Raw genomic sequence first — 24,816 nt, 5'->3', positions numbered from 1 at the left:
GTATTCTTATGATTATTAGATTTGTTGGCTGCAAGCAGTCATCGCTAAAATAAAAGATTCCAGAGCCAACTTACTGTAAATACTGTAATCGCCGCAAACCCTAGTACGATTAAGGCTAAGAGTAAAATTAAGCCAAAAGTAAACAAGCGATCGCTTTTACTATTTTCAGCAATATCTAAATGCTTTTCTAATAGCTCAATATTTTTGACATTAGATTTCCAGCCTACATCAAATAAATCTCCCAATACCGGAATAGTTCCAGCAAAAGAGTCTATTAATATATTTCCCACCATTTTCCACAAAACCTCGCGGGGTAAACCCATTCTGGCAGCTTCTACCACAATATAAGCAGATAGTCCCCCAGTTACCGTATCACCACCTCCAGGAAGCAATCCCAAAATTGGATCTAGCCCAAAGCGAATCTTAGTTCCAGGTATAGGAATTGCGTTATCTAATAACCGACTCATCCGCCTCAGTCTATTGACCTTAGAAATTTGGTTAGTAGGTATGGGGGTTTTCATGAGAGAAAAATATTGGTTAGCTGTTTAACAAGTTATGAGCCAATAGTTAAACGCCTAAATCTTGCATTGCTAAACGAATTTGTTCGATACGTCGGCGGTTAACTCCCAAATCTGATTCACCAACTCGTGAAGCAGATCTAACGTGAATAATGTTTTCATCTTCAGGGAAATAAAATTCTACATCATCGACAAATTTAAAAATACGACTAGTAGATTCGCTATATATATAATTATCTGTCTGTTCGATAACTTCAGTGCGCGGTACCACCGAAAGCACTTTTAACAACGTTTCTTTGGCAGTAGCGCGATCGCCTTGGTAGGTAATTGGTTCAATTGCATGATCCGCATCTCCATCTTGACTAACCACACAGTTAGGCGAACTAGGACAAGCAGACAAATGACCATTGTTAATACCAATTGCTGCCCAAGCAGGAGTAGAAAACATTAAACTGCTCGATAGGGTAATAATAATGCCGAAAATAATTGAGATCAAACGAGACACAGTAATTAACTCTCTAACAAAATACTCTTTTAATATAAAGTGATTTTTAGTCATTAGTCTTCAAGTTTGACATAAACCTCCGTAGGATTAGAGATAGCGTCAGAAATATCCCATTGCCGAAACCCTAAACCTTGATATAATTCGGCAGCTATTTTATTCCCTTGCCGATAACTAGTCGCAATCATTTCGACATCAGGATATAACTTGAGACGACGAATAACCTCAATCATAGTAGCTTTTCCATAACCTTGCCTTTGATACTTTTGGTCGATCATCAGTCGTATGATAAATCCTACACCCGCAACAATTTCATACATCGTGAATCCAATCATTGGTGCTTCAGGCTGTTCGTAACCGCATACAGAACCATCGTAGACGGCTAAAGGAAAAAGATTGGGATCTACATAAGCTTCTGCCAGAGATTGTGTGGTAGTTGCAACCCAACTTTTCTGTAGCTCCGTAACCTGAAGATTCAGGCATTCTCGAAAATTTTCCCGCGTTACTTTTCGTAAGTGTACTTTTGCCACAAGCTTGCCTAGCTAAAATGAAATTTTTACTATTTGTTGCCTAGATTAACAGCTAAAATCTTTACAGGGTTTATGTTTGAGGCTAGATTACTTTTAATATAGTTTCGTTAGTTTTAGTTCTACAGTTTAACTTAGTTGCTGATTATCGAACCCGATTATAGTTACCTGAGGCAAAATAAGATAACATTCTATGGGAATTGTTACAGTACAAAGTATATGCCCAAAGGCGAAATTATTGGATTAGGAAGATCGGGAATTGCTGCTGCAAGATTACTCAACAAAGAAGGTTGGCAAGTCACCTTAGTAGACTCGGCAACAGAAGCACAAGTATTTTCAAGATCTAATGCTAATGAATTAAAAGCATTGCAACAGAAGCTAATTAATGAAGGAATCGCTGTCAAACTTGGCAGCAATGTGACCTTAGCGCCTAAAGAAGCTCCCGAAACAATTGTGGTTAGTCCAGGTGTTCCCTGGGATCTTTCTTCATTAGAGGCTGCACGACAACTAAGTATCGAAACTATCGGTGAGATTGAATTAGCTTGGCGTTATCTAAATAATATTCCTTGGATAGGTATTACTGGCACAAATGGCAAAACTACTACAACTGCTCTTATTGCAGCGATTTTTCAGGCTGCTGGTTTAAAAGCTCCTGCTTGTGGCAATATTGGCAATGCAGCTTGCGAATTGGCAATTCAAAATTTCAACGAGCCTAATTCTAAAACTTTTGATTGGATTATTGCTGAATTAAGTAGTTATCAGATTGAGTCTTCTGTTGAATTGGCACCACAAATTGGTATTTGGACTACTTTAACTCCCGATCATCTCAATCGGCATAAAACTCTGGAACATTACTCGGAAATTAAAGCTTCTCTACTCCGTCGCTGCCAGCAAAAAATTGTCAATGGCGACGATCGCTATTTACAAACAGCAGGATTAGAATTAGGTCAAGATGTTATCTGGACAAGTGTTAAAGGCAAAAATAGCTTTAATGATAATCGCCGACTAGAAGTTTACATCGAGGATGCTTGGATTGTAGCTTTTGGGGAACTTATTGCCCCAGTATCTTTATTTAAAATGTCAGGAGAACATAATCTACAAAATCTTCTGGTGACTGTAGCAGCAGCAAAATTAGCAGGAATTGACAAAAGCGCGATCGCCGAAGCCATAACAACTTTTCCAGGAGTCGAACATCGTCTGGAATACGTTTGCACTCATCAGGGAATTAAATACATCAACGATAGTAAAGCCACTAACTATGAAGCAGCAGAGGTAGGTTTAAATTCTGTAGAAGCACCAGTTATTTTAATTGCTGGGGGGCAAGCCAAAACAGGGGATGACAATTCCTGGATCGATACGATCAAAGCCAAGGTTGCTAAGGTGTTGCTAATTGGTGAAGCTGCACCAGCTTTTGCTCAAAGATTGAGCGATCGCGGTTATGATAATTTTCAAATTGTAGAAACCATGGACAATGCTGTAACTCAGAGCTTGGCGATCGCTAAAGAAGAACGGGCAAAGGTAGTCTTACTCTCCCCTGCCTGTGCCAGTTTTGATCAATATCTGAGTTTTGAAGCGCGAGGTGATCATTTTAGACAGCTATGTTTGGCAATGAAAGATTAGCAAGGGGAGAATTTCAGATAATATCTTCATACCTTGAGCTTTAGATGCTATTTTTTCCGAAAACACTAACTATTTATCTAGTCGGAAATGAATGAAGTGAGCGCTCATCTTAATCCAACTATTAATAGCAAGAGGTGTTAATCATCATCATCATCATCATCCAATTCTTCTTCCAATTCCTCTCCCTCTTCTTCCAATTCTTCTCCCCCTTCTTCCAATTCTTCTCCCAATTCCTCTCCCTCTTGTTCTAATCCTTCTTCTTCTCCCCCTGATTCACAACCAGTCAAACCAACAGAACCAAAAAATAGAGCAAAAATACCTAAAGTCACGCCGACAATTTTTTTCCAACTTGAGTTTTTCATCAATCTTGCTTCCTAGTTTTGAATTTCTCCAATCTCAATTTTTAACATAACAAAAAATTAAAACATCATTCATTTGATAGAAGTTTTGACAATCGACTGTGTTTCGACGTTTATATCAAACTAGATAACTTCAGTTGAGCGCAGTGCAGTTAAATCTAATGCTGTTAATTGTTCGTAAGCATTTTCAATATAACCTTTACCTCTCAAATATCCTGTGTTCGCCCCTGGCAGGATATATTTAAGAGTTTCAGCATCAAAGCGCTCGCACAATTTAGCAATACTATTTAACTGTCTCCACCAATGAAAAGTTTTAGCAGTACGCAAGGGGGCGATTTCAGTTGGTGATTTAGGTAAGAAATGTCTACCAGAAAACAAAATTCCTCCCTGCTGCTGCCAATAAAGACAAGATGAACCAGGGGAATGACCGGGGGTCCAAATCAGTTCTAAATCTGAACTTATGGTTAAATTTTCAGCAAAAGAATTGACTTCAACTTCTGGTAATAAATAAGCCTCTTGTTCTTGTAATATTATTTGGCAAGCCAAGGTCTGCTGCATCTGCATTACTTTATTGCCAATCCCTCCTCGATGAGTGATGATGAGAGTATTAATTCCTCCCTGAGCTAGCAAAAATTCCTGATTTGTTTCATTCCAAGCGGGACAATCAAGAAGAATATTGCCACTTTTATTTACAATTAAATAAGCAGTCGCACCTAAAGTATCTCGATTAGGAGCAAAAGCAAATATTCCTGGCAAAATAAGGCGAGGAGATTTAGTGTTTCCAGGGCTTGCAGTAATTTTTGTCGAGTTTTGGGGCATTCTAAATATTGAGATGCTCTAGATATTCATCTAATTGCAGTATCATTTTACATTCATATACTTAATTCACAGTCCAAATATAATCATTTAATTTAAAGAATCCAAAAACAGATTCAAAACGCCCTTTTATGAAACTCTGGTTGATTTTAATTATCATAAGCCCCATTGCTTACCTCATTGTCCAGCAAAGCGTAAAGAATAAAACCACTACGCCCGTTTGGTTATGTTGGTTGGTAATTATGCTGCCATCATGTATCTGGACTATTTGGACTTATATTTTTGGGCAGGATCAACCCTTACCCCTGCCAGTATTTTTGTTTCCTTTGATCGTGTGTCCCTTATTGTACGGATGGCTAGTACAAAGAGGAAAACCCAAAAAATCTAACCTTACTTCAACTTCAGAAAAGGAACAAGAAACTGTAGTTCCCGTGGCTGAATCTGCAATAGAATCCCCTCCTCCTCGCCCAATTGATCGTCAGGAAGAGACAACTCTGCGCAACTGTTTTCCTTGGAATGTTTACTACTTACAAACTATTGACTATCGACCTCAAGCTATTTTTTGTCGTGGAAAACTCAAGACTATTCCCGAAGATGCATATAACAAGATTAAACGTAATGTAGAAAAAGCTTTTGGCGATCGCTTCTTTTTGATTTTCCAAGAGAGTTTTCGAGGTAAACCTTTTTTTGCCCTGGTTCCTAATCCTGAAGCCAAAGCAACTGCTCAAGAAAAGGTTAAAAACGATCGTCGTTTTGGATTTGCCTTGACCATGTTTCTGATCACCCTGCTAACTACTACAGTAGCTGGAGTTAATATCATTGGAACATCTTCCGAGGAGTTATTATCTGATCCCCAATTATTTGTTCCAGGATTGCTCTATAGTTTGCCACTACTGCTAATTATTGGAGTGCAAAAATTTAGTCATTATTTTGTTGCTGCTTATTACAAAATTCGGACAACTTTGCCTTATTTTATTCCCTTTCCTTTCCTGCTAGATAGTTTTTCTTTGGGGACTTTGGGGGCAATTGTTCAGAGGCGATCGCCTATTCCTCACCGTAAAGCTTTATTTGATGTAGCGGTTGTCGGTTCTATATCGAGCTTACTGCTGATTGTGCCAATTTTATATTGGGGACTATCTCTTTCAACTGTTGTTCCCTTAGAAGAATCTTCGACCTTTGATATTCAAGCTCAAGATCCTCGGGTATCATTTTTTCTCAGCTTAGTAGCTAAATTAGCTTTAGGCTCATCTCTAGAAGCTGGGATGGGAATTGATCTTCATCCATTGGCCACTGCCGGTTGTGTTGGCTTGTTTATCGTTGCTATTAACCTGATGCCCATCGGACAGCTAGATGGAGGTCATATTGTTCATGCTGTATTTGGACAAAAAATGGCGATCGCCGTAGGACAAATTACTCGTATATTGGCTTTATTATTTGCCTTAATACATCCCTATTTCTGGATTTGGACAATTATATTGTGGTTAATTCCCCTAATCGATCAACCTGCGCTCAATGATGTTACTGAACTCGATAATCGGCGAGATTTTTGCGGTTTATTGGCTTTGGCTTTACTGATTGTAATTGTATTACCACTACCTGGTGCTGTAGGTACCTGGTTGAATATTTAGTTCAATATTGATTGAAACTATCAAATAGAAATTAGAAAAACTCAAATACTTAAAAAGCGAGGGCAAATACTGTGATTCTTAAGGTATTTGCTCTCGCTAATAATAATCTTGATTATCTATTACTTATAATACTTCTCTTATATACTTCTCTAAACCTGTACTAGCCACTAGTAAATAGAGATATTAGCTAGCTGGTATTTATTGTTCTTTTTATAATTGTGAGCTTTCAAAATTAGCGTCAGTCGCAGCATCAGCTAAGTTTTGTTCAGCTACATCCTCAGCAAAAACACTATTGTAGGTTAACCCCGCTAAAATTGCTCCTACAATAGGTGCTAGCCAGAATAGCCATAGTTGAGCAACAAGTTCTTTGCCTGCCCACAAAGCAACACCTGTACTTCGAGCAGGATTAACAGAAGTATTGGTGACAGGAATACTAATCAGGTGAATAAGAGTTAATCCCAAACCAATAGCAATAGGGGCAAATCCAGCCGGTGCACGCAAATCAGTAGCTCCTAAAATAATTATCAGGAACATATAAGTCATCACGACTTCTGTAATTAAACAGGTAATCAAGTTATAGCCTCCAGGAGAATGGTCTCCAAAACCATTAGTTGCCAGAGGATTAGAACCTTCTAAGGTAAACTGACCGTTGCCACTAGCAATCAAATAAATAAAACCACCAGCTAGCACTGCACCAATTACCTGAGCAATAATATAAGGTAATAACTCTTTGCCAGAAAAGCGTTTTCCTGCCCATAAACCAAAAGATACAGCGGGGTTAAGATGACATCCAGAAATATGTCCAATGGCATAAGCCATAGTCAATACAGTTAGACCAAAAGCCAATGACACACCCAGAAATCCTAACCCAATGTTGAAGAAATTAATGTCTTCTGTATTAGCGGTATAAACAGCAGCTAGCACAGCACTACCGCAACCACCAAGGACTAACCAAAAAGTCCCAATTAATTCTGCAATATATTTTTTCATAATTAGCTACATTGAATTTGGAAATTCCAGTAAATTGTAATGAATTATACTGCAAAAAAAAATATCTAGTAAATCTTTTAAATTTAAATTAATGTTTAATTCTTGGGGAGTGTCAATCAGATAACTTAGCAAGCGAAACTCTGGTCAAGATAGACAATCAAGGTTATCTTCAGATCAAATATTTATTGACCGCTTAATTAAAATAGATGATCATCAGTTGCCTAGAATTTGAATTTGACCTTTTGTGGGATGAGTTGTATCCGGACTTAGAATTAGAAACAGAGATACGTATAATTCCCCATCGTCGTTTTAAGTTTGATTATGTTAATTTTCCTGCCAAGGTGGCGATCGAGATCAATGGACAAATTTGGCATAAAGGTGGACATAGCACTGGGAAAAGTCTGATGCGGGATTACGAAAAACTTAATTTGGCTCAACAACATGGGTATTGTGTATTTCAGCTATCTCGCGAAATGATTACCGAAACCTGGTTAAAAGTGATCGCCGATACAATCCGTAGTCGCAGTCTACAATCAGCATAAAAATAACCTCTTTAAAAAATAACTTTTTATTTTTCTCTATTTTTCATCCTGCCTTGCCGTGGTAAAACAATAAAGTTCTCTGTAGATTAAAGAGCGTTCCGAAAGGTACGCGGAGCGTAATCATTATGACTACAACTTTAGATTTTTTAGACTATAATGCTCTAGCTAAACTGTCCCTTAACGGAGAGTTAATCGACCGCACCACAGCCAAAAGCATTTTAGGGGCACCAGATACCGTATTGCTAGAACAATTAGCAGCAGCCTATAAAGTTCGTCATCATTACTGGTCAAATCGCGTCAGACTCCATTTTTTACTCAACGCCCAGAGTGGTTTATGTCCAGAAGACTGCAACTACTGTTCCCAATCAAAAATCTCTGCGGCAGAGATCGAAAAATACCCTCTAATTGCTCAAGAAAAAATAGTCCAGGCAGCAGATCGAGCCGCAAAATTAAAAGCAGGGACTTTTTGTATGGCAATTTCCGGGCGATCGCCTTCTGAACCTGTCTTCAATAATGTGTTAGATGCCTTTAAAGCGGTCAAAACTAAACATGACTTAAAAATTTGTGCTTGTTTGGGACTCTTAAGCGAAGAGCAAACTCATCGTTTAGCTGAGGTAGGAGTCGATCGCGTTAACCATAATTTGAATACCTCCGAAAATCATCACGAGAATATCTGTAGTACTCATACCTTTCGCGATCGCGTTGCCACGATTAAAAATGTCCAAAAAGCAGGTATTACAACTTGTTCTGGCGGTATATTGGGCATGAATGAAACCGACGACGATATCATTGACTTGGCTTATTCCCTGCGAGAATTGGACGTTACTAGTGTACCGATTAATTTTCTGATTCCTATTGCGGGAACACCCTTAGGAGATGTCAATCAACTCAATCCTCGACGTTGCTTACGTATCCTATGTTTATTTAGATTTATCCTGCCCCAACAAGAAATTAGAATTGCTGGGGGCAGAGAAGTTCACCTGCGATCGCTACAGGTAATGGGTTTATATCCCGCCAACTCGATTTTTATCGGTGATTATCTCACCACCGCAGGACAAGCTGCCTCCGCTGATCTAGAAATGATTCGCGATGCTGGATTTGTTCTCGAAGCCCCCGATGGTTCAATTCTGGAAACAGCAGACACTAAAATGATCAATATTGAATGTTAAAAAACCAAAATGCCTGAACCCGAATATATTTTCACCGACACTCAATTTGAATCAGAATTAGAGAGACTAAAAATGTTGGAGAAGATATTCGACCCTCATAGTCACCGTCGAATTTTGGCGGCAGGTTTGACCCAAGGCTGGCAATGTTTAGAGGTTGGTGCAGGGGCAGGTTCGATCATGGCTTGGATGTCGAAAATAGTTGGAGAATCAGGCAAAGTAGTGGCAGTAGATGTTGACGTTCGGTTTATTGAACATACATCGTTATCGAACGTAGAAATGATCAAAGGAGATATCAGACAGATTGCTTTAAATAGTCATTCTTTCGATTTGATTCATATTCGTAATGTCTTAATTCACGTTGCCGATTTTGAATTTGCTTTATCCAAGATTTTGGATTTGCTTAAACCTAATGGTTGGTTAGTAATTGAAGAACCAGATTTTTCTGCTTCTAGAGTAATACATGGCGATCGAGAACAGTCTCAAGCAGTAAATAAAGTAAACCAAGCTATCTGCCAGATGTTTACCGATAAAGGATTAGATTACTCTTTTGGGATTAGGCTACCGTCTTTGCTACAGGAACTCGGATTACAACACATAGAAGTAGAAAACGATGTACCCATTTCTCCAGGGGGTTCAGATGTTGCCACGATGATGAAACTTTCTGCACTCCAACTAGCAGAGAAATATATTGCTACGGGCAAAGTAAGTCGAGAGGATATCCATAAATATTGCCAGTTTGCCGAAAATCAAACTTCTTGGGGAGTCTACTTAGCAACAGTTGGAGTTATTGGTCAAAAAAGGGATGATACTTGAATTCGGAGTTCGGAATTCGGAGTTCGGAGTTCGGAGTTCGGAGTTCGGAATTCGGAGTTCGGAATTCGGAGTTCGGAGTTCGGAGTTCGGAGTTCGGAGTTCGGAGTTATAGGTTATAGATTAGTTTGGAGTTGAATTTTTGTAGAGCTACCATTTAACCCATAACTTCAGGCTCATCTGATTTAGCAGCAAATAATCCTAATATTGGACCTAAAATTGCCCCCGCTACAAATCCACCAGCGTGCGCCCAGTAGGCTACACCACCGCTTTCCATGCCCACACTAGCATTAACTTCAAAAGAGGCAATCCCGTTTAAAGCTTGCTCCAAAAACCAAAAGCCGAGAAAATAAATCGCTGGTATTCTAAATAAAGGAAAAAAGAAACCCAGAGGAATTACTGTCACAATTTTCGCCTGAGGAAATTTAAGGATATAAGCTCCCATGACTCCCGCGATCGCGCCACTGGCTCCCAATGATGGCACATCGGAAAGTGCAGAAAAGAACCATTGTGCTAATACGGCTAAAACGCCACAGGAGAGATAAAAAACTAAATATTTAACTTTTCCGAGCTGTTCTTCAATGTTATTTCCGAATATCCACAGAAATAACATATTAAAAGCAATATGAGTAAAACCTGCGTGCAGAAACTGAGAGGTAATGGGGGTGACTAGTTCTGGGATCCCCTGGTGTAAATCAACCCCGCTAAAACTATAAGTTAGTTCTTTCGGAACAACGGCAAACAGATGAAAAAATATATCTAATTGAGTGGGATTTAAGCTTAGTTCGTAAGCAAAAACCAGAATGTTGACTGCAATTAGGATGTAAGTGACATAGGGAGTAATTTTAATTGGGTTTTCGTCTTTTAATGGAACCATTTTTTAAGAAAAGAGAGATGAAGGATGAAAAAATATGTATAGGACTTACGTAGAAATAGCAATAAATCAAGCTTTTGGGAGGGGTAAAGGAAAAAAAATTTTAACCTTTACCCCTTACCCTTTAACCCGCAGGTTCACCCGAATGCATTCGGGTGCTTGCCTGCAGGCGCATTCCGCGCCTTTTACCAGTCCTTAACCGCAAACTAGGTACGTAAGCCCTAATGTAAAAGTTATGAGTTAACAGCTTTTATTTGATTGGGACAAGGGTGGTTTTGCGAGATTGCAGTAATATTCGAGAGAGTGGTTTCGGCAATATTGTTAAGGGCATCTTCAGTAAAAAAGGCTTGATGTCCGGTGATGATTACATTGGGAAACGTAAGCAGTCTTTGAAAAACATCATCCTGAATAATTTCTCCAGATAAATCTTCAAAAAACATATCACGTTCTTGCTCGTAAACATCTAAAGCTAAATGTCCGATCTGTTTGGACTTTAAACCATCGATTAATGCTTGGGCATTTACTAAACCACCACGGCTAGTATTAACCAACATGACTCCGGGCTTCATCAAAGCGATCGCTTTGGCATTAATCAAGTGATGAGTTTCAGGAGTTAAAGGGCAGTGCAAACTGATAATATCAGACTGGCGCATTAGCTCTTCAAGAGCAACATACTCCCCATATTTCTCGGCAAATTCTTTATTGGGATAAAGATCGTAAGCCAGTATTCGACAGCCAAAACCTCTCAGAATTTGACCCGTAATGCGACCAATTTTGCCCGTACCGATAATGCCCACAGTGCGGTTATGGAGATCGAATCCCAAAAGTCCGTTGAGAGCGAAATTACCCTCCCGAACACGATAGTACGCTCGATGAATCTTACGGTTGAGTGTCAGGATCAGCGCGATCGCATGTTCGGCAACAGCATAGGGAGAATAGGCAGGAACTCTCGCCACTGTGATTCCCAACTCTTGAGTTGCATTAAGGTCAACATTGTCATAGCCTGCACACCTTAAGGCAATCAATTTGATCCCTAGATTTGATAAGGCTTCAATGACTGTTCGATTAAGGCTATCATTGACAAATACGCAGACTGCTTCAAATCCTGTGGCTAAAGTCACTGTTTGAGAGTCTAAATTAGGTTTAAAAAACTTTAAGATATGACCATGTTGCTGATTGAACTTTTCTAGGAATTTCCGATCGTAAGGTTTAGCACTAAATACTGCAACTTTCATCAATAAAATCTCGTTAATTTGGGATAATTCCAGCCGACTGTAAAGTCATTTCCATAAAAGTATCGTGAGTACTGCGGATTTCTTCGTCTTTTTTGGGTTTTCTTTGGATAAATGTCCCATCCGATTGTAATTCCCATGCCTTACGATTATCTGCTAACATAACTCCCAAAATTTCCTGTAAATCGCCAAAGATTTCGGGAGAATCAATCGGAGTTACAGCTTCCACTCGCCGACTAAGATTACGAGTCATCCAGTCAGCACTGCCAATATAGATTTCTTCCTGACCGTTATTATGAAAATAGAAAATGCGGGAATGTTCTAAGAAACGTCCAATAATGCTAATAACGCGAATATTATCGCTAAACTTAGGTAATCCCGGACGTAAACAGCAAATGCCTCGGACAATTAAGTCTATTTCTACTCCTGCTTGAGAAGCCTGATAAAGAGTCTGAATTACCTGCTGATCTACCAGAGAGTTCATCTTAGCGACTATGCGTCCAGTTTTACCTTGACGACAATTTTCTGCTTCGCGGTTAATCATTTCGATCATGCGATCACGTAAGCTTACAGGGGCAACTAGCAATTTGCGATAAGACTTTTGCCGAGAATAACCAGTCAAAAAATTGAATAAATCGGTTAAATCTGCTCCTAACTCTTCACGACAACTCAAAAGACCTAAATCAGTATAAATTTTGGCTGTTTTGGGGTTGTAATTACCTGTCCCGATATGGACATAACGACGTATCTGTTCTTTTTCTTGTCGTACTACCAAAGTGATCTTAGTATGTGTCTTTAACCCAGTTACGCCATAAACTACGTGTACTCCAGATTTTTCTAATTTCTTCGCCCAGATAATATTATTTTCTTCATCAAATCGAGCCTTAATCTCAACTAGAACTACTACTTGTTTCCCATTTTGAGCTGCTGCAATCAAAGCTTTAATAATTGGCGAGTCTCCTGAAGTACGATACAAAGTCATTTTAATTGCCAAGACATCAGAATCATAGGCAGCTTCAGTAACAAAACGCAATACGGTGCTAGAAAAAGAATGATAGGGATGATGAACTAACAGGTCTCCATTACGAATTACGCTAAAAAAACTTTCTCCATCGGCACTTTCTTCATTTTCTCGATCTCTTAACCAGCTCAGACGTGAAGGTAAGACAGCATTCCAAGGTTTATCTTTTAGTTCAGGCAAAGGCAATGCCAAAAAAGACATTAAATTCCCCAAACTCAACAAGCCATCAATATCGTAAACATCACTTTCTTCCAGGGCCAATTCGCGAATAATGGTCGAGCGAATATCAGGCGGAACAGAAGCTTCAATTTCTAGTCGCACTGAAGAACCCCCAATACGCCGTTTTTGTAGTTCTTTTTCGATCGCCAGTAGCAAATCATCTGCTTCATCTTCTTCCACCGATAAATCAGCGTTACGAGTCACACGGAAAGCATAGGATTCGAGAATATTCATTCCTGAAAACAAATACTCTAAATTATGGGTGACAACTTGTTCTATTGGTATACCAGTCCAAACTCCAGGTTGACCTCGATGTCCTTGTCTTAGCTCCTCAGGTAAAGTTACAAAGCGAGAAAGAACTTTGGGAATTTTGACTCTGGCAAATAATTCCCGTTCAATTGACGGATCTTTGAGTACAACCGCTAAATTTAAACTGAGATTAGAAATATAAGGGAAGGGATGGGAAGGATCTACTGCTAGAGGAGTGAGAACTGGAAAAATATAATCTTCAAAGAATTGATTAATATAAGTTCTCTGTTCCTGATTCAAATCTACATAATTAAGAATATGAATTCCCGATTTAGCTAATTCTTTTTTGAGAACTTTTTCAAAGTGTTGGTGCTGCTGTTCGATCATCGGAGTTAAAACTTCGGCGATCGCTTCTAACTGTTCCCGAGGTTTACGACCATCTGCCGATAGCTTAGTCACTCCTGCTGTAACCTGTTGCTTTAGTGCTGCGACCCTAACCATAAAAAATTCATCTAGGTTAGAGCTAAAAATTGCCATAAACTTAAGACGCTCTAGCAATGGTGTTCTTTTATCCAATGCTTCGGCTAAAACTCGTCGGTTAAACTCTAGCCAACTTAATTCTCGATTAAAATAATATTTAGGATCGTTGAGATTAATTGCACTATCAATGGATTTGGTACTAGTCATTGCTCGGTTGTCTTAGGAATGTGCTTGCAGTCTTAAATATTCTATAAAATTTGCCTGGAAAAATATTACTTTACTGCGATTTGACGACGCTATCTATCCGTAGCCGCAATTACTCAATCAGAATTGATTAAGACATATTTCGCTAATGACTAATCAGTAATTTGTTAATAGATAAACCTGGTAATAATCATCTACCCAACATAAATGCTGCATAAATTATTTAAATCTCAAAGCAGTAAAAAAAAATCTGCGCTGGTAATTATTGTATTGTAAACTAGGCTGAACGACTGAAATTCTCAGGTAATCGCTTGTTTCAGTCGTCAATTAACAGTTCTCCAAGTAAACCCCGGATAAAACGTAATGCGATCGCCAACTAACCCGCGTCGGACGAAAATTGTCGCCACTGTAGGGCCAGCTACACTAAAACCTGAGATACTGCGTCAGTTAATCAAAGCTGGTGCAACCACCCTGAGGATCAACTTTTCTCATGGTACGCAACAAGATCATCAAAAGGCGATACGTTTAATTCGACAGACGGCTTTTGAACTAGATCAACCTGTCGGTATCTTACAAGATTTACAAGGACCCAAAATTCGCTTGGGCAAGTTTGCTAGCGGTAAAATTAAGCTCAAAAATGGCGATCCCTATATCCTAACGAGTCGTAAGGTTGAGTGCGATCAGAACATAGGTTACATTAGCTACGAAAAGTTAGCCCAAGAAGTACCTGAAAATGCCACTATCTTGCTAGATGATGGCAAAGTGGAAATGAAGGTAGAGAGAATAGATCGGGCAAATCAAGATTTGCATTGCCGGGTAGTTGTAGGAGGACCCCTTTCTAGTAATAAGGGAGTCAATTTCCCTGGTGTTTTCTTATCAGTTAAAGCTCTGACCAAAAAAGACCGTGAAGATTTAATGTTTGGCTTAGATCAGGGAGTGGATTGGATTGCTCTCAGTTTTGTGCGAAATCCTCAAGACATTCTCGAAATCAAGGATCTTGTTGCTAGCGCCGGTAAGTCAATTCCGATAATTGCCAAAATCGAAAAACATGAGGCGATCGAGCAGATGGATGCCGTTCTCTCTCTCTGCGACGGAGTGATGGTAGCCAGAGGTGATCTAGGAGTAGAATTGCCAGCGGAAGACGTACCCATCTTGCAAAAGCGTCTGATTGCTACTGCCAACAGGTTAGGAATCCCCATTATTACCGCCACCCAAATGTTAGACAGCATGGTTAATAGTCCTCGACCAACCCGTGCGGAAGTATCTGATGTGGCCAATGCCATTTTGGATGGTACAGATGCAGTAATGTTGTCGAATGAAACGGCCGTGGGTAATTATCCTGTACAGGCAGTAGAGACGATGGCTACAATTGCCTGTCGGATTGAACAAGAACAAAAAATCCATAATCATAAACGAACTAAACGCTCCATTACTCACGCCATATCTGCTGCTGTGGGTCAGATCGCTGCCCAGTTAGATGCTGCGGCAATTATGACCTTAACTAAGACTGGTGCCACCGCCCGCAATGTATCTAAATTTAGACCAAAAACGCCAATTCTAGCGATTACTCCCCATGTATATGTTGCTCGAAGACTACAAATGGTTTGGGGAGTCAGACCATTACTAATGTTGGATTTATCTTCTGCTGCTCAGACTTTCCAAGCAGCAATTAATGTTGCTCAAGAAAAAAACTGGCTATCGGCTGGAGACTTAGTAGTCATGACCGCAGGAACTTTGCAGGGTGTATCAGGTTCAACAGACTTAATCAAAGTGGAATTAGTAAAAGCAGTCTTGGGAGAAGGCTCCGGAATTGGTCAAGGAGCAATTAGTGGTAGAGCTAGAGTAGCTCACAATCCTCAAGAGATTAATGATTTCAATCCCGGTGAAATTTTAGTTACCCCTGGTACTAATGCCCAGTTTGTTGATATTATCCGCCAAGCATCAGGAATTATTACCGAAGAAGATAACTTAACTAGTCATGCGGCAGTTATTGGCTTACGTTTAGGTATTCCGGTAATTGTTGGCTTTAAAAATGCAACCGAAGTAATCCGTGAAGGGGCAATTTTGACCCTAGATGCGAAACGTGGCATCGTTTTTTCTGGTGCAGCCAACAAAGAATAAGAAAATCATCGATACCTTCAAAGTTTTAAGGTTGGAGACTTAGGATGTTAATCTACACCTGCCAGGAAATTTCTGGAAATTTTAAGTTGGCTAAACTCTATTATTTATTTTGCTCAAAAAGAATTTAATGTTTACCTAGCCTCGAGGTAATTATAAAGATTTAACCAAAGATAGAATCTATTTTTGAACACTGGCTGTAGTTTAAAGTTAAATAATCTTTTTGCAATCGTTAAATGTTATTTAAATCAATATTATGAGTCGTAAAGCTTGTTTGATTTTTAATCCTGTTGCGGGTCAAGGAGACTCAGAACAAGATTTAGCAACCATTAAAAGCTACTTAGAACCGGAATTTGAGCTAGAAGTTCAATTTACCACTAAAGAAATTGACGGCGCAGAATTAGCTAGTCAAGCTGTAGCAAATGGAGTGGAAACGATTATTGCCTCCGGTGGAGATGGTACGGTTTCGGCTGTAGCGGGAGCTTTAATCGGAACAGATATTGCTTTAGGTGCAATTTCTAGAGGAACAGCTAACGCTTTTGCCAATGCTTTAGGTATACCCGACACAATAAAAGCCGCCTGTGATACTATTTTGGTTGGATCAACTAAAAAGGTTGACGTGGGGATCTGTAATGAAAAACCTTTGATTTTACTAGCAGGAATTGGATTTGAAGCCGAAACCGTAGAAGATGCCGATCGCGAGGCAAAAGATCGGCTAGGTATACTAGCTTATGTTTTGTCTGGATTTAAGCAATTACAGAAATTTACTAAGTTTACCGCCAAGATTGAAACTAAAGATAAATTAATTACTGTAGAAGCTAATGCAATTACGATTGCTAATGCTGCCCCTCCTTCTTCTGTATTAGCTCATGGTACTGCTGGTGTTATTTTTGATGATGGTTTACTAGATATTACAATTCTTGCTCCTCAAACCAAAACAGGTGCGATCGCCACCTCATTTCAATTGTTACAAAGTGCTAGTAATAAAGAGGCAGTAGATAGTGATGGAGTAGGATATCTGCGTTCAGAGTGGATTAAAGTAACCACCGAGCCGCCTCAAAAAGTAGTCTTGGATGGAGAAATTATAGGCAAAACGCCGATTGAAGTGAAGTGTATTCCTAATGGTTTAAATGTTTTTGTACCAATGGAGGGCAAAATTCAGCCAAAGGAGAAATTAGATAATTTGTCTGGAGTAGATATTGAATTGAAGCAATAGTTAAAAACCGCGTATATCTTAATTACTAAGAAACACTAATGGCTAAAGTATCAATCTTGGCTTTAGTTAGCTAACTTTTGGGTTTGGTTAGAAAGTAATTGCTAGATTCTGCTGATTTTTTACCAGGGTGATAAAGTTGGAAAGAATCAGTAAACCATTGTCAGAAGACTTTTCAGGATGGAATTGTACCGCCATCAAATTATCACGGGCGATCGCTGCCGTTACCGTTTGTGAGCCATGAGTTACGGTAGCTGCATTAATACTCCGATCTTCAGGATCGACGTAAAAAGAGTGCACGAAATATACATATGGATCTGGGGGTAAATCTTGCCATAAAGCTAGTTGAGGCTGGCTCATTTCTAGTTGATTCCAACCCATTTGAGGAATGGTAATATCTGGCTCACTTCTAAAACGACGCACGAGACCAGGAACAACTCCCAAGCCTCTTTCCGTCCCCTCTTCTGAACCATCAAACAATATTTGTAACCCCAAACAAATTCCTAAAAAAGGTTTTCCTGAAGCGATCGCCTCTTTAATTGGTTCTTCTAAATCGCGCTCTCTAATGTGTCGCATGGCGGGGTCAAAAGCCCCAACTCCAGGCAAGACAACAGCATCAGCACCGTGAATATCATGAGGGGAATGGGTGATCTCAGGCACTGCGCCAGACTTTTCTAAGCCTTTACAGGCAGAGTGAAGATTTCCCATATCGTAGTCAATCACAGCTACGTTGACCATATTAGCCCCTTCAGATTTAATTGCTCTTCTCTTTAATATCTTAGACAACTCTGACAATAATTTATGGGTTGAGGAGAGCCAAATTGAAAAATTTCCGATTTAACTAAAGTCTTTGACCTCCAAATCTTAAAATCTAATATAAGGAGCAAGGGCAAAATCACTATGAAACCAACGTTCAAAACTCAGCTAGCTTGGGAACAAGCACAAGTATTGATGCAACCTGCAATGTTACGGGTAGTGGATAATATTCGCAAAGAACTAGAATCATCTGACTGGAAAGGAACATATAAAGAAGTAACAGCACCAATTCCTGGCTATCATCTTTGTCTTTCTCGTCCTGGTTATCAAGTCGAGATTGATGTTTGGGAACTGTGTTATAAAGTTTGTTTTCAGCAATATGAACCCATTGAGCATATTTTTAGCCAAGAAGACGAAAGTGCTTATCCCGTAGATGTGGATACACGTTTAATTGATGATTTTGGTGAGGTAGACTGGCAACTATTAGAATCAAAAGCGCAACAATCAGTCAGAAAAGTTTTTAATACTCTTCCAGATTAAATACGCTCCTAGCTATGAGCTGATTATAGAAATTGCTAATTGGTATAATAATTTAACAAATTTGAAAATAATGAAATTAAAACAAGTTCAAGAAACAGCAGGAGCCATTTTTGATGAAGCAGGAGTTGCCCTTAGTTTTAACAATGATCACGAAGCATTAGATGCAGTTAATCAAGGTGTGGCAATATGCGATCGCTCTCATTGGGGATTACTCAAAATTACGGGGGAAGATCGTCTACGGTATCTCCATAATCAAAGTACTAACGATTTTGAAAAATTAATGCCAGGGCAAGGTTGCGATACAGTATTTGTTACTTCTACTGCCCGAACTCTAGATTTAGCCACAGCTTATGTAACAGAAGATGCGGTCTTGATTTTAGTTTCTCCTAATCGTCGTCAGCAACTTTTAACCTGGCTAGATCGCTTTATTTTTCCGTTTGATAAAGTTGAACTAACCGATATTTCGGCAGAATCAAGTATATTTAGTCTCATTGGTAATCAAAGCAGTACTTTACTGTCCCAGCTAGTCTCAGAAACTATACCTCAGAAAAATTTAGCGGCTCATCTCCTCGTGACTATTGCTGATGTTCCTGTCCGGGTGGCTATGGGGAGTGGTCTGGCAACTCCTGGATATACATTGATTATGCCTCCAGAAAATGCAGGTATTGTTTGGTCAAAATTAATCGAGCAGGGAAGTGTCCCCTTGGGCGATCGCCTGTGGGAAAGTCTCAGAATTCAACAGGGTAGACCAATTCCAGACCGAGAACTTACTGAAGATTATAACCCTCTAGAGGCAGGACTTTGGCAGACTATCTCCTTTGAAAAAGGCTGTTATATTGGTCAAGAAACCATCGCTCGCTTAAACACATATAAAGGAGTTAAACAAAAACTATGGGGAATTAAGCTCAATCAATCTGTTGCCCCAGAAACACCGATTACTATCGAAGACAAAAAAGTAGGTACGCTAACTAGTTATACTGATACTCCTGATGGCGGTTATGGTTTGGGGTATGTCCGTACCAAAGCGGGAGATGAAGGCTTAAAAGTGCAAATAGGCGATGCTGAGGGGATACTTGTTGCTCCACCATTTTTAACCATGTGAGCGAGAAATCCATATTTTCAGCGCAGCAAAGTAGGGATGAAAGCGAACTTTGCTGCGCAGTGGGATGATTTTAAGTAGTTAGACTACTATTAGGGAAAACTTAAATAAAGCTATTGATTAAATCAATTTTGATATCATAGGCTAATTTGTCAGATTTGATTGAATAAATTGTTGTAAATGCTCTAAATACTGTCGACCTCCAACTTGATGTACATTGTTGTGCATAGCCTGAGGAATAATCAAAAGCTCTTTAGGTTCTGGTGCCATAGCAAACAATTCATCAGCCATAGTCACTGGAATTACTTCATCAGCAGTACCGTGCATAATTAGCACAGGAACTTGTAATGACTGGATTTTGCTGATGGAGTCAAAATGCTGAGTCAGAATCCAGCCTAAGGGGAAAATGCGAAAAATTTTATCTTGGCTAGCTACCTCTTTTATCGAAGTAAAAGTTCCTTCAACAACTAACCCTGCCATTTCAGGGTGTTTAATTGCTAGCTCAATTGCGATCGCTCCTCCTAAAGAATGACCATAGACAAAAATTTTTGCCGGTTCAATTTGACGAACTGTAGTTAGATAATTCCAAGCTGCGAGGGCATCTTGATATACACTTTTTTCACTGGGGAAAGTGGGACTGCTTTTACCATAACCACGATAGTCAATCAACAATACAGATAATCCTATCTGATGGAACATGGCCGCAATATCAGTTACATCTCCATTATTACTGGCATTGCCGTGAAAATATAATAGAACTGGTGCAGTTTTTTCAGAAGCTGGTATCCACCAACCATGTACTTTTTCTCGATCTATCTCAATCCAAACATCTTGATAATCTAAGCCATAATTTTGGGGCGTTGTTCTGAGTACAGGATCGGGGTAAAAGATAAATCTGGTTTGTCCAAGTCGCAGTAGTATACATCCTGCTACGTATAATACTGCGGAAACAGCTAGAACAATCAAACCAAATTTTTTTAGCATAGATTACTCAAAGTTCATCGGAGAGCGCGATAATTTGGAATTAAGTAGTTAGTATCTTATCTTGGCAACGATTTTTTATCTTTGTAAAAATCACAATTATGAACTCCGAACTCCGAACTCCGAACTCCCGTTAAAAAACATTTTTCCATAAATTACTCCTCGATATTGATAAAAATTAGGCTCCAAAATAACTGGGCAACTGGTCTGACGAACAGTATAAGTTTTGCCCATAAATCTAGCGGTGGTCTCAGATTCAATAGTATTTACCGGAGTACTGCTGACTCGATAGGTTGTGCCTCGATAACAAAGTTCCATGATCTAAATTTACTCTTGATTAACTTGTTATTTAATTTACGAAGCGATCGGGAACAAGTCGGGATTAAATCGAGAACAAGTCGAGGAACTATCTAAAAAAGCGTATAATTAAGCATATTGCTGGAAGATTAAGCTGCTGATTGCCAATATTTACAGGCAGTATAGGCCATTGTTACCACCCCAGTCAGAATCGCGTCTTCATCAACTTCAAATTTAGGATGATGCAGGGGATAGTTAGTTTCGCCTCCAAGTCCTACGCCCAGACGGAACATACAGCCAGGAACTTGCTCTAGATATACCGAAAAGTCTTCAGCACCTAGAGATGGTTCTGGTAGAATTTGTACGCTTTCATTACCCCAGGCTTCTCGAGTAGCCGATTCTAGGAGCTGAGTTAAGGTCTCATCATTTTGCACTGAGGGAACTCCTCGACGATAATCTACATGGCACTTAGCCCCAAAAGTCTGACAAGTACCTTGGACAATATTTTCAATCCATTGAGGTAAATTAGCGTGGCTATCAGGATGAAGCGATCGCACTGTACCAATCATTCGTACGCGATCGGCAATTACGTTATGCGCTCTACCCCCTTCTATTTGCCCAATAGATAAGACAATGGGGTGTAAAGGATTTTGGGTGCGACTAATTGCTTGTTGCAGTGTGGTAATGACTTGCGCAGCAATCCAGATCGCATCGATCGCCTGATGGGGACGCGCACCGTGTCCCGACTCTCCTTGGATAATAATTTCTAACTCATCAGCAGCCGAAGTTAAAGCTCCATAGCGAATACCTATTTGACGGGCGGGAATTGAAGGAAATACATGAACCCCATAAATCGCATCTATACCAGCCATTACGCCGTCTTTGACCATCCATTTTGCTCCCTGGGCAATTTCTTCGGCTGGTTGAAATAAGAAGCGTACATTGCCAGGAAGACTAGTCGATAGCTGTGACAAAATCATTGCTGTGCCTAAACCTAAGGTGGCATGTACATCATGCCCACAGGCGTGCATAATTCCTGGATTGCGGGAAGCAAAGTCAAGTTTGGGATACTCCTGAATCGGAAGAGCATCCATATCAGTACGAATTGCTAAAGTACGGCGATCGCTTCCTGAACCAATTAACTCGCCTACTACTCCTGTTTTTCCGACAGCTTCTTGAACACTAAGACCACAGGAAGATAAGACTCCGGCAATATAAGCAGAGGTTTGATATTCTTCTCCACTTAATTCAGGATGAGCGTGGAGGTGGCGACGGATTTCGATTAGTCGAGGAGCAAAATTTTGCGCAATATTTTTGATTTCAGAGAGCATTTAGTTTGGACGGAAATCGTCTATCTTTCTCCAATTTTTTCGAGTATTATTCGTGAGCCACTATGACTACAGTGATATTATCAGAACCGCCTGCTGCTTTAGCTGTATCAATCAATTCCTGAGCAGTTGCTTGACAAGATTCTAAACTAGTCAAGACAGCTTGAATTTTTTCGTCAGGAACTTCCTCTGTTAAACCATCACTACAGATTAACAGGCGATCGCCTGGCTGAACTTCAAATTCTTGAATATCAATCCTCTGCAAATCTTGACGCCCAAGACATTGAGATAAAACGTGCCTCCAGGGGTGAAATTTAGCCTGTTCTGGATTTATTTCTCCGGCTTTAAGAGCCATGCCTACCCAGGTATGGTCTTCTGTAATTTGTTCCAATTGAGAACTACGTAATCGATAAAGACGAGAATCACCAACATGAGCGCACCAAGGTTTATCCTCGCGGAAGATCAATACTACTACCGTAGTACCCATGTCACCTCTTTCAGGATGAGCTTTTTGGTCGGCGATGATTCCCAGATTTGCTTTTTCTACGGCTTCTTTCAACAGCACTTCTGAAGAAAGGGGAGAATCCCAATATTGTTTTAAATAGGCTCTAATCTCTTCTGTAGCAATTTTGCTAGCTTCTTGACCGCCAGCATGTCCTCCCATACCATCAGCTACAATAAAAAAACGCCCCAATTCATCGTCGACAAAGTAATTATCTTGATTGGCTGTTCTTACAACCCCTGTATCGGTAAGACCTATAAAGTGACGCTTCATAAAACAGTTAGTCAGTAAACTGAAAAAATCAAAGACACTGAAAATCCCTTGAAAGACATTTCCTTCTGTGTATCTTTTTTAGAACATACGGTCAATGCGGTCGAGACGCTTTAATAAGCGAAACAATGCCCAACCTGGAACAAGTGCAATTATAGCAGCGATCGCTGCTATGATCTCGTACTCACTAACCAGTAGGAGAGTAGCGCAAATTAGTAAAGCACTAAATAACATAGTATAGTTCGTACCGAGCTGAATGGCACTTAAACGACGCATGACTCGTTCTGATTCTATAGAACGGACGCGGACTCGTAAATCTCCTCGTTCTAATTTATCTATTGTATCGTCGATTCGTCTAGGTAGTCCGAGAGCAGCTGTACCCACCTGTGCTGCTTGTTTACCAAGTTCATCAAATATGGTACTGCCATTAGGGTTATTACTATTAGTCATAAGCTGCATTGCATAGGGTTGAGCGACTTCCATAAAGTTAAATTCAGGATCTAGACCTTTGCCTACCCCTTCTAGGGTAGAAAAAGCTCGCATCACAAAGGTAAAAGTTGCCGGAAAACGAAATGGCTGACCATAAGCAATATCATAGAGATCTTCGCTAATGGCATCTACGGACTGTTCCTCAAAAGGTTTGTCCATAAAATTATCCAGCATAAATTGAACTGAACGCCTGACCGAAGTCATATCCCCTGTGGGGACTAAAGCTCCTAAATCAATCAGAGAATTAACCACCATATCGCCATTTTTCTGAGCAATACCGAGCAAAGTGTCCATTAAACCTTCACGAATATTATTCTCGATTTGCCCCATCATGCCAAAATCATAGAAAATCAAAGCTCCCTCAGTATTCACAGCAATGTTACCTGGATGAGGGTCGGCATGAAAAAAACCACCATTAAGAATTTGCTGAAGATAAGCTTTGGCTCCCAATCTAGCTAATACCTTACGGTCTAAACCTGCAGCTTCAATAGCCTCGTAGTGACTGATCTTAATTCCTGGCAGATATTCTAAAGTCAATACTTTGGGTGAAGCATACTTCCAGTACACACGAGGAACACAAACCCAGTCTTCTCCCCTGAAGTTGCGACGGAAAGTATCGGCATTTCGTCCTTCCTTTAGATAGTCAGTTTCTTCCCAGAGAATACGACAACATTCCTCATAAATTCCTAGCCAATCGCGATTTTGACCCCATTTCGGATGATTCTGAAAATAACGAGCAATTTGACGCAAGATAGCCAAATCAACAGTGAACAACTGCTTGAGTCCTGGTCTCTGAACTTTGACAACTACCTCTTCACCGCTATGAAGTTTGGCTTTATGTACTTGTCCCAAGCTGGCTGCTGCTAAAGGTGTAGGATCAAAACTTAAAAATAGCTGATTAATTGGTTTGCCAAAATCTAATTCAATAGTTTCTTTTACCTGTTCATAAGGAAAAGCGGGAACGCGATCCTGAAGCTTTGATAATTCTTCTACATATTCAGTGGGAAATAGATCCGCTCGGGTAGAAAATAATTGTCCTAGTTTAATAAAAGTAGGTCCTAGTTGCAGAAAATTTTCCCGAATCCAGATTGCTTGAGCTCTGCGTCTAATTGCTTGCTTTTCTGGAGTAAAGCCTCCTGAATAAGTCCACTTACGACTATTACGCCAGTTTTTAAACAAGAAAGCACAAACAAAAACCCAGATATCTATTCGGCGACGATTACGCGAGTATTTAGGACGATTCCAACGGTAAGATTTTACCGTTACAACTGTTCCAGCTCCTTCTCCTAAAGAAGTTGATGGAACAACTCCTAGGCTGGTCTGAGCTTGAGAATGTTTGTTTGACCCGTAATCTATTGAGTTTTGATTGGGAAGGACAGGAGACACTAAGTTTTTAACAAAAATTAACTGTGATGTTCTTTGGTTAACTAAGATTAACTAATCTTCATAGTAGCGACTTATCG

At 39.8% G+C, this 24,816-nt stretch carries 24 protein-coding genes; 9 read left to right on the top strand and 15 right to left on the bottom strand.

Features of this window, described 5'->3' with window-relative positions; all coding sequences use genetic code 11:
* Positions 1 to 44: 44 nt before the first annotated feature.
* From PLEUR7319_RS0119620 to PLEUR7319_RS0119610, 3 genes are read right to left on the bottom strand one after another with little or no spacing between them, the layout of a single operon-like run.
* Positions 45 to 521, bottom strand: a complete 477-nt coding sequence (locus tag PLEUR7319_RS0119620) for a DUF4112 domain-containing protein (RefSeq protein WP_026102652.1) — start codon at positions 519 to 521, stop codon at positions 45 to 47.
* 46 nt (positions 522 to 567) lie between these two features.
* Positions 568 to 1,077 (bottom strand): DUF1499 domain-containing protein, encoded by a 510-nt coding sequence (locus PLEUR7319_RS0119615; RefSeq protein ID WP_019506932.1) that lies wholly within the window; start codon positions 1,075 to 1,077, stop codon positions 568 to 570.
* Positions 1,077 to 1,550 carry an N-acetyltransferase gene (locus tag PLEUR7319_RS0119610; RefSeq protein ID WP_019506931.1) on the bottom strand — a complete coding sequence of 158 codons (474 nt, stop codon included), beginning with the start codon at positions 1,548 to 1,550 and terminating at the stop codon, positions 1,077 to 1,079. The genes PLEUR7319_RS0119615 and PLEUR7319_RS0119610 overlap by 1 nt, the downstream gene beginning before the upstream one ends.
* Before the next feature lie 216 nt (positions 1,551 to 1,766).
* Between PLEUR7319_RS0119610 and murD the strand changes: the two genes are divergently transcribed.
* Positions 1,767 to 3,167, top strand: coding sequence for a UDP-N-acetylmuramoyl-L-alanine--D-glutamate ligase (gene murD / locus PLEUR7319_RS0119605; protein ID WP_019506930.1), 1,401 nt, complete (start codon positions 1,767 to 1,769; stop codon positions 3,165 to 3,167).
* A 137-nt stretch (positions 3,168 to 3,304) separates the two neighbouring features.
* Here the strand turns inward: murD and PLEUR7319_RS0119600 are convergent, their stop codons facing one another.
* Positions 3,305 to 3,529: a hypothetical protein gene (locus PLEUR7319_RS0119600; protein ID WP_019506929.1), complete on the bottom strand. Its 225-nt coding sequence runs from the start codon at positions 3,527 to 3,529 to the stop codon at positions 3,305 to 3,307.
* Positions 3,530 to 3,649: 120 nt separating this feature from the next.
* Complete coding sequence (locus PLEUR7319_RS0119595) at positions 3,650 to 4,345, bottom strand: MBL fold metallo-hydrolase (RefSeq protein ID WP_019506928.1); 696 nt, start codon at positions 4,343 to 4,345, stop codon at positions 3,650 to 3,652.
* A gap of 128 nt (positions 4,346 to 4,473) precedes the next feature.
* On the opposite strand from PLEUR7319_RS0119595, the gene PLEUR7319_RS0119590 reads away from it, so the two are divergent.
* Positions 4,474 to 5,970 carry a site-2 protease family protein gene (locus PLEUR7319_RS0119590; RefSeq protein WP_019506927.1) on the top strand — a complete coding sequence of 499 codons (1,497 nt, stop codon included), beginning with the start codon at positions 4,474 to 4,476 and terminating at the stop codon, positions 5,968 to 5,970.
* Between the two features lie 210 nt (positions 5,971 to 6,180).
* On the opposite strand, the gene aqpZ is transcribed toward PLEUR7319_RS0119590, so the two are convergent.
* Positions 6,181 to 6,960, bottom strand: coding sequence for an aquaporin Z (aqpZ, locus tag PLEUR7319_RS36105; RefSeq protein ID WP_019506926.1), 780 nt, complete (start codon positions 6,958 to 6,960; stop codon positions 6,181 to 6,183).
* 206 nt (positions 6,961 to 7,166) lie between these two features.
* Here aqpZ and PLEUR7319_RS38370 point away from each other — a divergent pair, with 206 nt between their 5' ends.
* The 3 genes from PLEUR7319_RS38370 to PLEUR7319_RS0119570 all read left to right on the top strand — a co-directional run bounded on the left by PLEUR7319_RS38370 (position 7,167) and on the right by PLEUR7319_RS0119570 (position 9,484).
* Positions 7,167 to 7,502 (top strand): hypothetical protein, encoded by a 336-nt coding sequence (locus tag PLEUR7319_RS38370; RefSeq protein WP_019506925.1) that lies wholly within the window; start codon positions 7,167 to 7,169, stop codon positions 7,500 to 7,502.
* Positions 7,503 to 7,627: 125 nt separating this feature from the next.
* The gene (bioB, locus tag PLEUR7319_RS0119575; protein ID WP_019506924.1) at positions 7,628 to 8,671 is read left to right on the top strand and encodes a biotin synthase BioB; all 1,044 of its coding nucleotides are present in this window, start codon (positions 7,628 to 7,630) and stop codon (positions 8,669 to 8,671) included.
* Between the two features lie 9 nt (positions 8,672 to 8,680).
* Positions 8,681 to 9,484 carry a bifunctional 2-polyprenyl-6-hydroxyphenol methylase/3-demethylubiquinol 3-O-methyltransferase UbiG gene (locus PLEUR7319_RS0119570; RefSeq protein ID WP_019506923.1) on the top strand — a complete coding sequence of 268 codons (804 nt, stop codon included), beginning with the start codon at positions 8,681 to 8,683 and terminating at the stop codon, positions 9,482 to 9,484.
* A 154-nt stretch (positions 9,485 to 9,638) separates the two neighbouring features.
* Here PLEUR7319_RS0119570 and PLEUR7319_RS0119565 read toward each other — a convergent pair whose 3' ends face one another.
* The 3 genes from PLEUR7319_RS0119565 to ppk1 form a co-directional block, all read right to left on the bottom strand.
* The gene (locus PLEUR7319_RS0119565; protein ID WP_019506922.1) at positions 9,639 to 10,358 is read right to left on the bottom strand and encodes a rhomboid family intramembrane serine protease; all 720 of its coding nucleotides are present in this window, start codon (positions 10,356 to 10,358) and stop codon (positions 9,639 to 9,641) included.
* 230 nt (positions 10,359 to 10,588) lie between these two features.
* Positions 10,589 to 11,590 (bottom strand): 2-hydroxyacid dehydrogenase, encoded by a 1,002-nt coding sequence (locus PLEUR7319_RS0119560; RefSeq protein ID WP_019506921.1) that lies wholly within the window; start codon positions 11,588 to 11,590, stop codon positions 10,589 to 10,591.
* A gap of 13 nt (positions 11,591 to 11,603) precedes the next feature.
* Positions 11,604 to 13,763 (bottom strand): polyphosphate kinase 1, encoded by a 2,160-nt coding sequence (gene ppk1 / locus PLEUR7319_RS0119555; protein ID WP_019506920.1) that lies wholly within the window; start codon positions 13,761 to 13,763, stop codon positions 11,604 to 11,606.
* 360 nt (positions 13,764 to 14,123) lie between these two features.
* Between ppk1 and pyk the strand changes: the two genes are divergently transcribed.
* Complete coding sequence (pyk, locus tag PLEUR7319_RS0119550; protein ID WP_019506919.1) at positions 14,124 to 15,881, top strand: pyruvate kinase; 1,758 nt, start codon at positions 14,124 to 14,126, stop codon at positions 15,879 to 15,881.
* Between the two features lie 253 nt (positions 15,882 to 16,134).
* Positions 16,135 to 17,094, top strand: a complete 960-nt coding sequence (locus PLEUR7319_RS0119545) for a YegS/Rv2252/BmrU family lipid kinase (protein ID WP_019506918.1) — start codon at positions 16,135 to 16,137, stop codon at positions 17,092 to 17,094.
* An 87-nt stretch (positions 17,095 to 17,181) separates the two neighbouring features.
* On the opposite strand, the gene hisH is transcribed toward PLEUR7319_RS0119545, so the two are convergent.
* A complete protein-coding gene (gene hisH, locus PLEUR7319_RS0119540) occupies positions 17,182 to 17,829 on the bottom strand; it encodes an imidazole glycerol phosphate synthase subunit HisH (protein WP_019506917.1) in 648 nt (215 codons plus the stop codon).
* 162 nt (positions 17,830 to 17,991) lie between these two features.
* Between hisH and PLEUR7319_RS0119535 the strand changes: the two genes are divergently transcribed.
* Both PLEUR7319_RS0119535 and PLEUR7319_RS0119530 read left to right on the top strand, forming a co-directional pair.
* A complete protein-coding gene (locus tag PLEUR7319_RS0119535) occupies positions 17,992 to 18,387 on the top strand; it encodes a hypothetical protein (protein WP_019506916.1) in 396 nt (131 codons plus the stop codon).
* 70 nt (positions 18,388 to 18,457) lie between these two features.
* Positions 18,458 to 19,489, top strand: a complete 1,032-nt coding sequence (locus tag PLEUR7319_RS0119530; RefSeq protein ID WP_019506915.1) for a folate-binding protein YgfZ — start codon at positions 18,458 to 18,460, stop codon at positions 19,487 to 19,489.
* Positions 19,490 to 19,630: 141 nt separating this feature from the next.
* Here the strand turns inward: PLEUR7319_RS0119530 and PLEUR7319_RS0119525 are convergent, their stop codons facing one another.
* From PLEUR7319_RS0119525 to PLEUR7319_RS0119505, 5 genes are all read right to left on the bottom strand, one after another.
* Positions 19,631 to 20,470 (bottom strand): alpha/beta hydrolase, encoded by an 840-nt coding sequence (locus PLEUR7319_RS0119525; RefSeq protein ID WP_019506914.1) that lies wholly within the window; start codon positions 20,468 to 20,470, stop codon positions 19,631 to 19,633.
* 96 nt (positions 20,471 to 20,566) lie between these two features.
* Positions 20,567 to 20,785, bottom strand: a complete 219-nt coding sequence (locus PLEUR7319_RS0119520) for a DUF4278 domain-containing protein (RefSeq protein ID WP_019506913.1) — start codon at positions 20,783 to 20,785, stop codon at positions 20,567 to 20,569.
* 128 nt (positions 20,786 to 20,913) lie between these two features.
* Positions 20,914 to 22,095 carry a M20 family metallopeptidase gene (locus tag PLEUR7319_RS0119515; RefSeq protein ID WP_019506912.1) on the bottom strand — a complete coding sequence of 394 codons (1,182 nt, stop codon included), beginning with the start codon at positions 22,093 to 22,095 and terminating at the stop codon, positions 20,914 to 20,916.
* A 46-nt stretch (positions 22,096 to 22,141) separates the two neighbouring features.
* Positions 22,142 to 22,867, bottom strand: coding sequence for a Stp1/IreP family PP2C-type Ser/Thr phosphatase (locus PLEUR7319_RS0119510; protein WP_019506911.1), 726 nt, complete (start codon positions 22,865 to 22,867; stop codon positions 22,142 to 22,144).
* Positions 22,868 to 22,945: 78 nt separating this feature from the next.
* Positions 22,946 to 24,739: an AarF/ABC1/UbiB kinase family protein gene (locus PLEUR7319_RS0119505; protein WP_019506910.1), complete on the bottom strand. Its 1,794-nt coding sequence runs from the start codon at positions 24,737 to 24,739 to the stop codon at positions 22,946 to 22,948.
* Positions 24,740 to 24,816: the final 77 nt, after the last annotated feature.

It is taken from the genome of Pleurocapsa sp. PCC 7319 (assembly GCF_000332195.1).
GTDB lineage: Bacteria > Cyanobacteriota > Cyanobacteriia > Cyanobacteriales > Xenococcaceae > Waterburya.
This window is presented reverse-complemented; position numbering and strand designations above follow the sequence as displayed.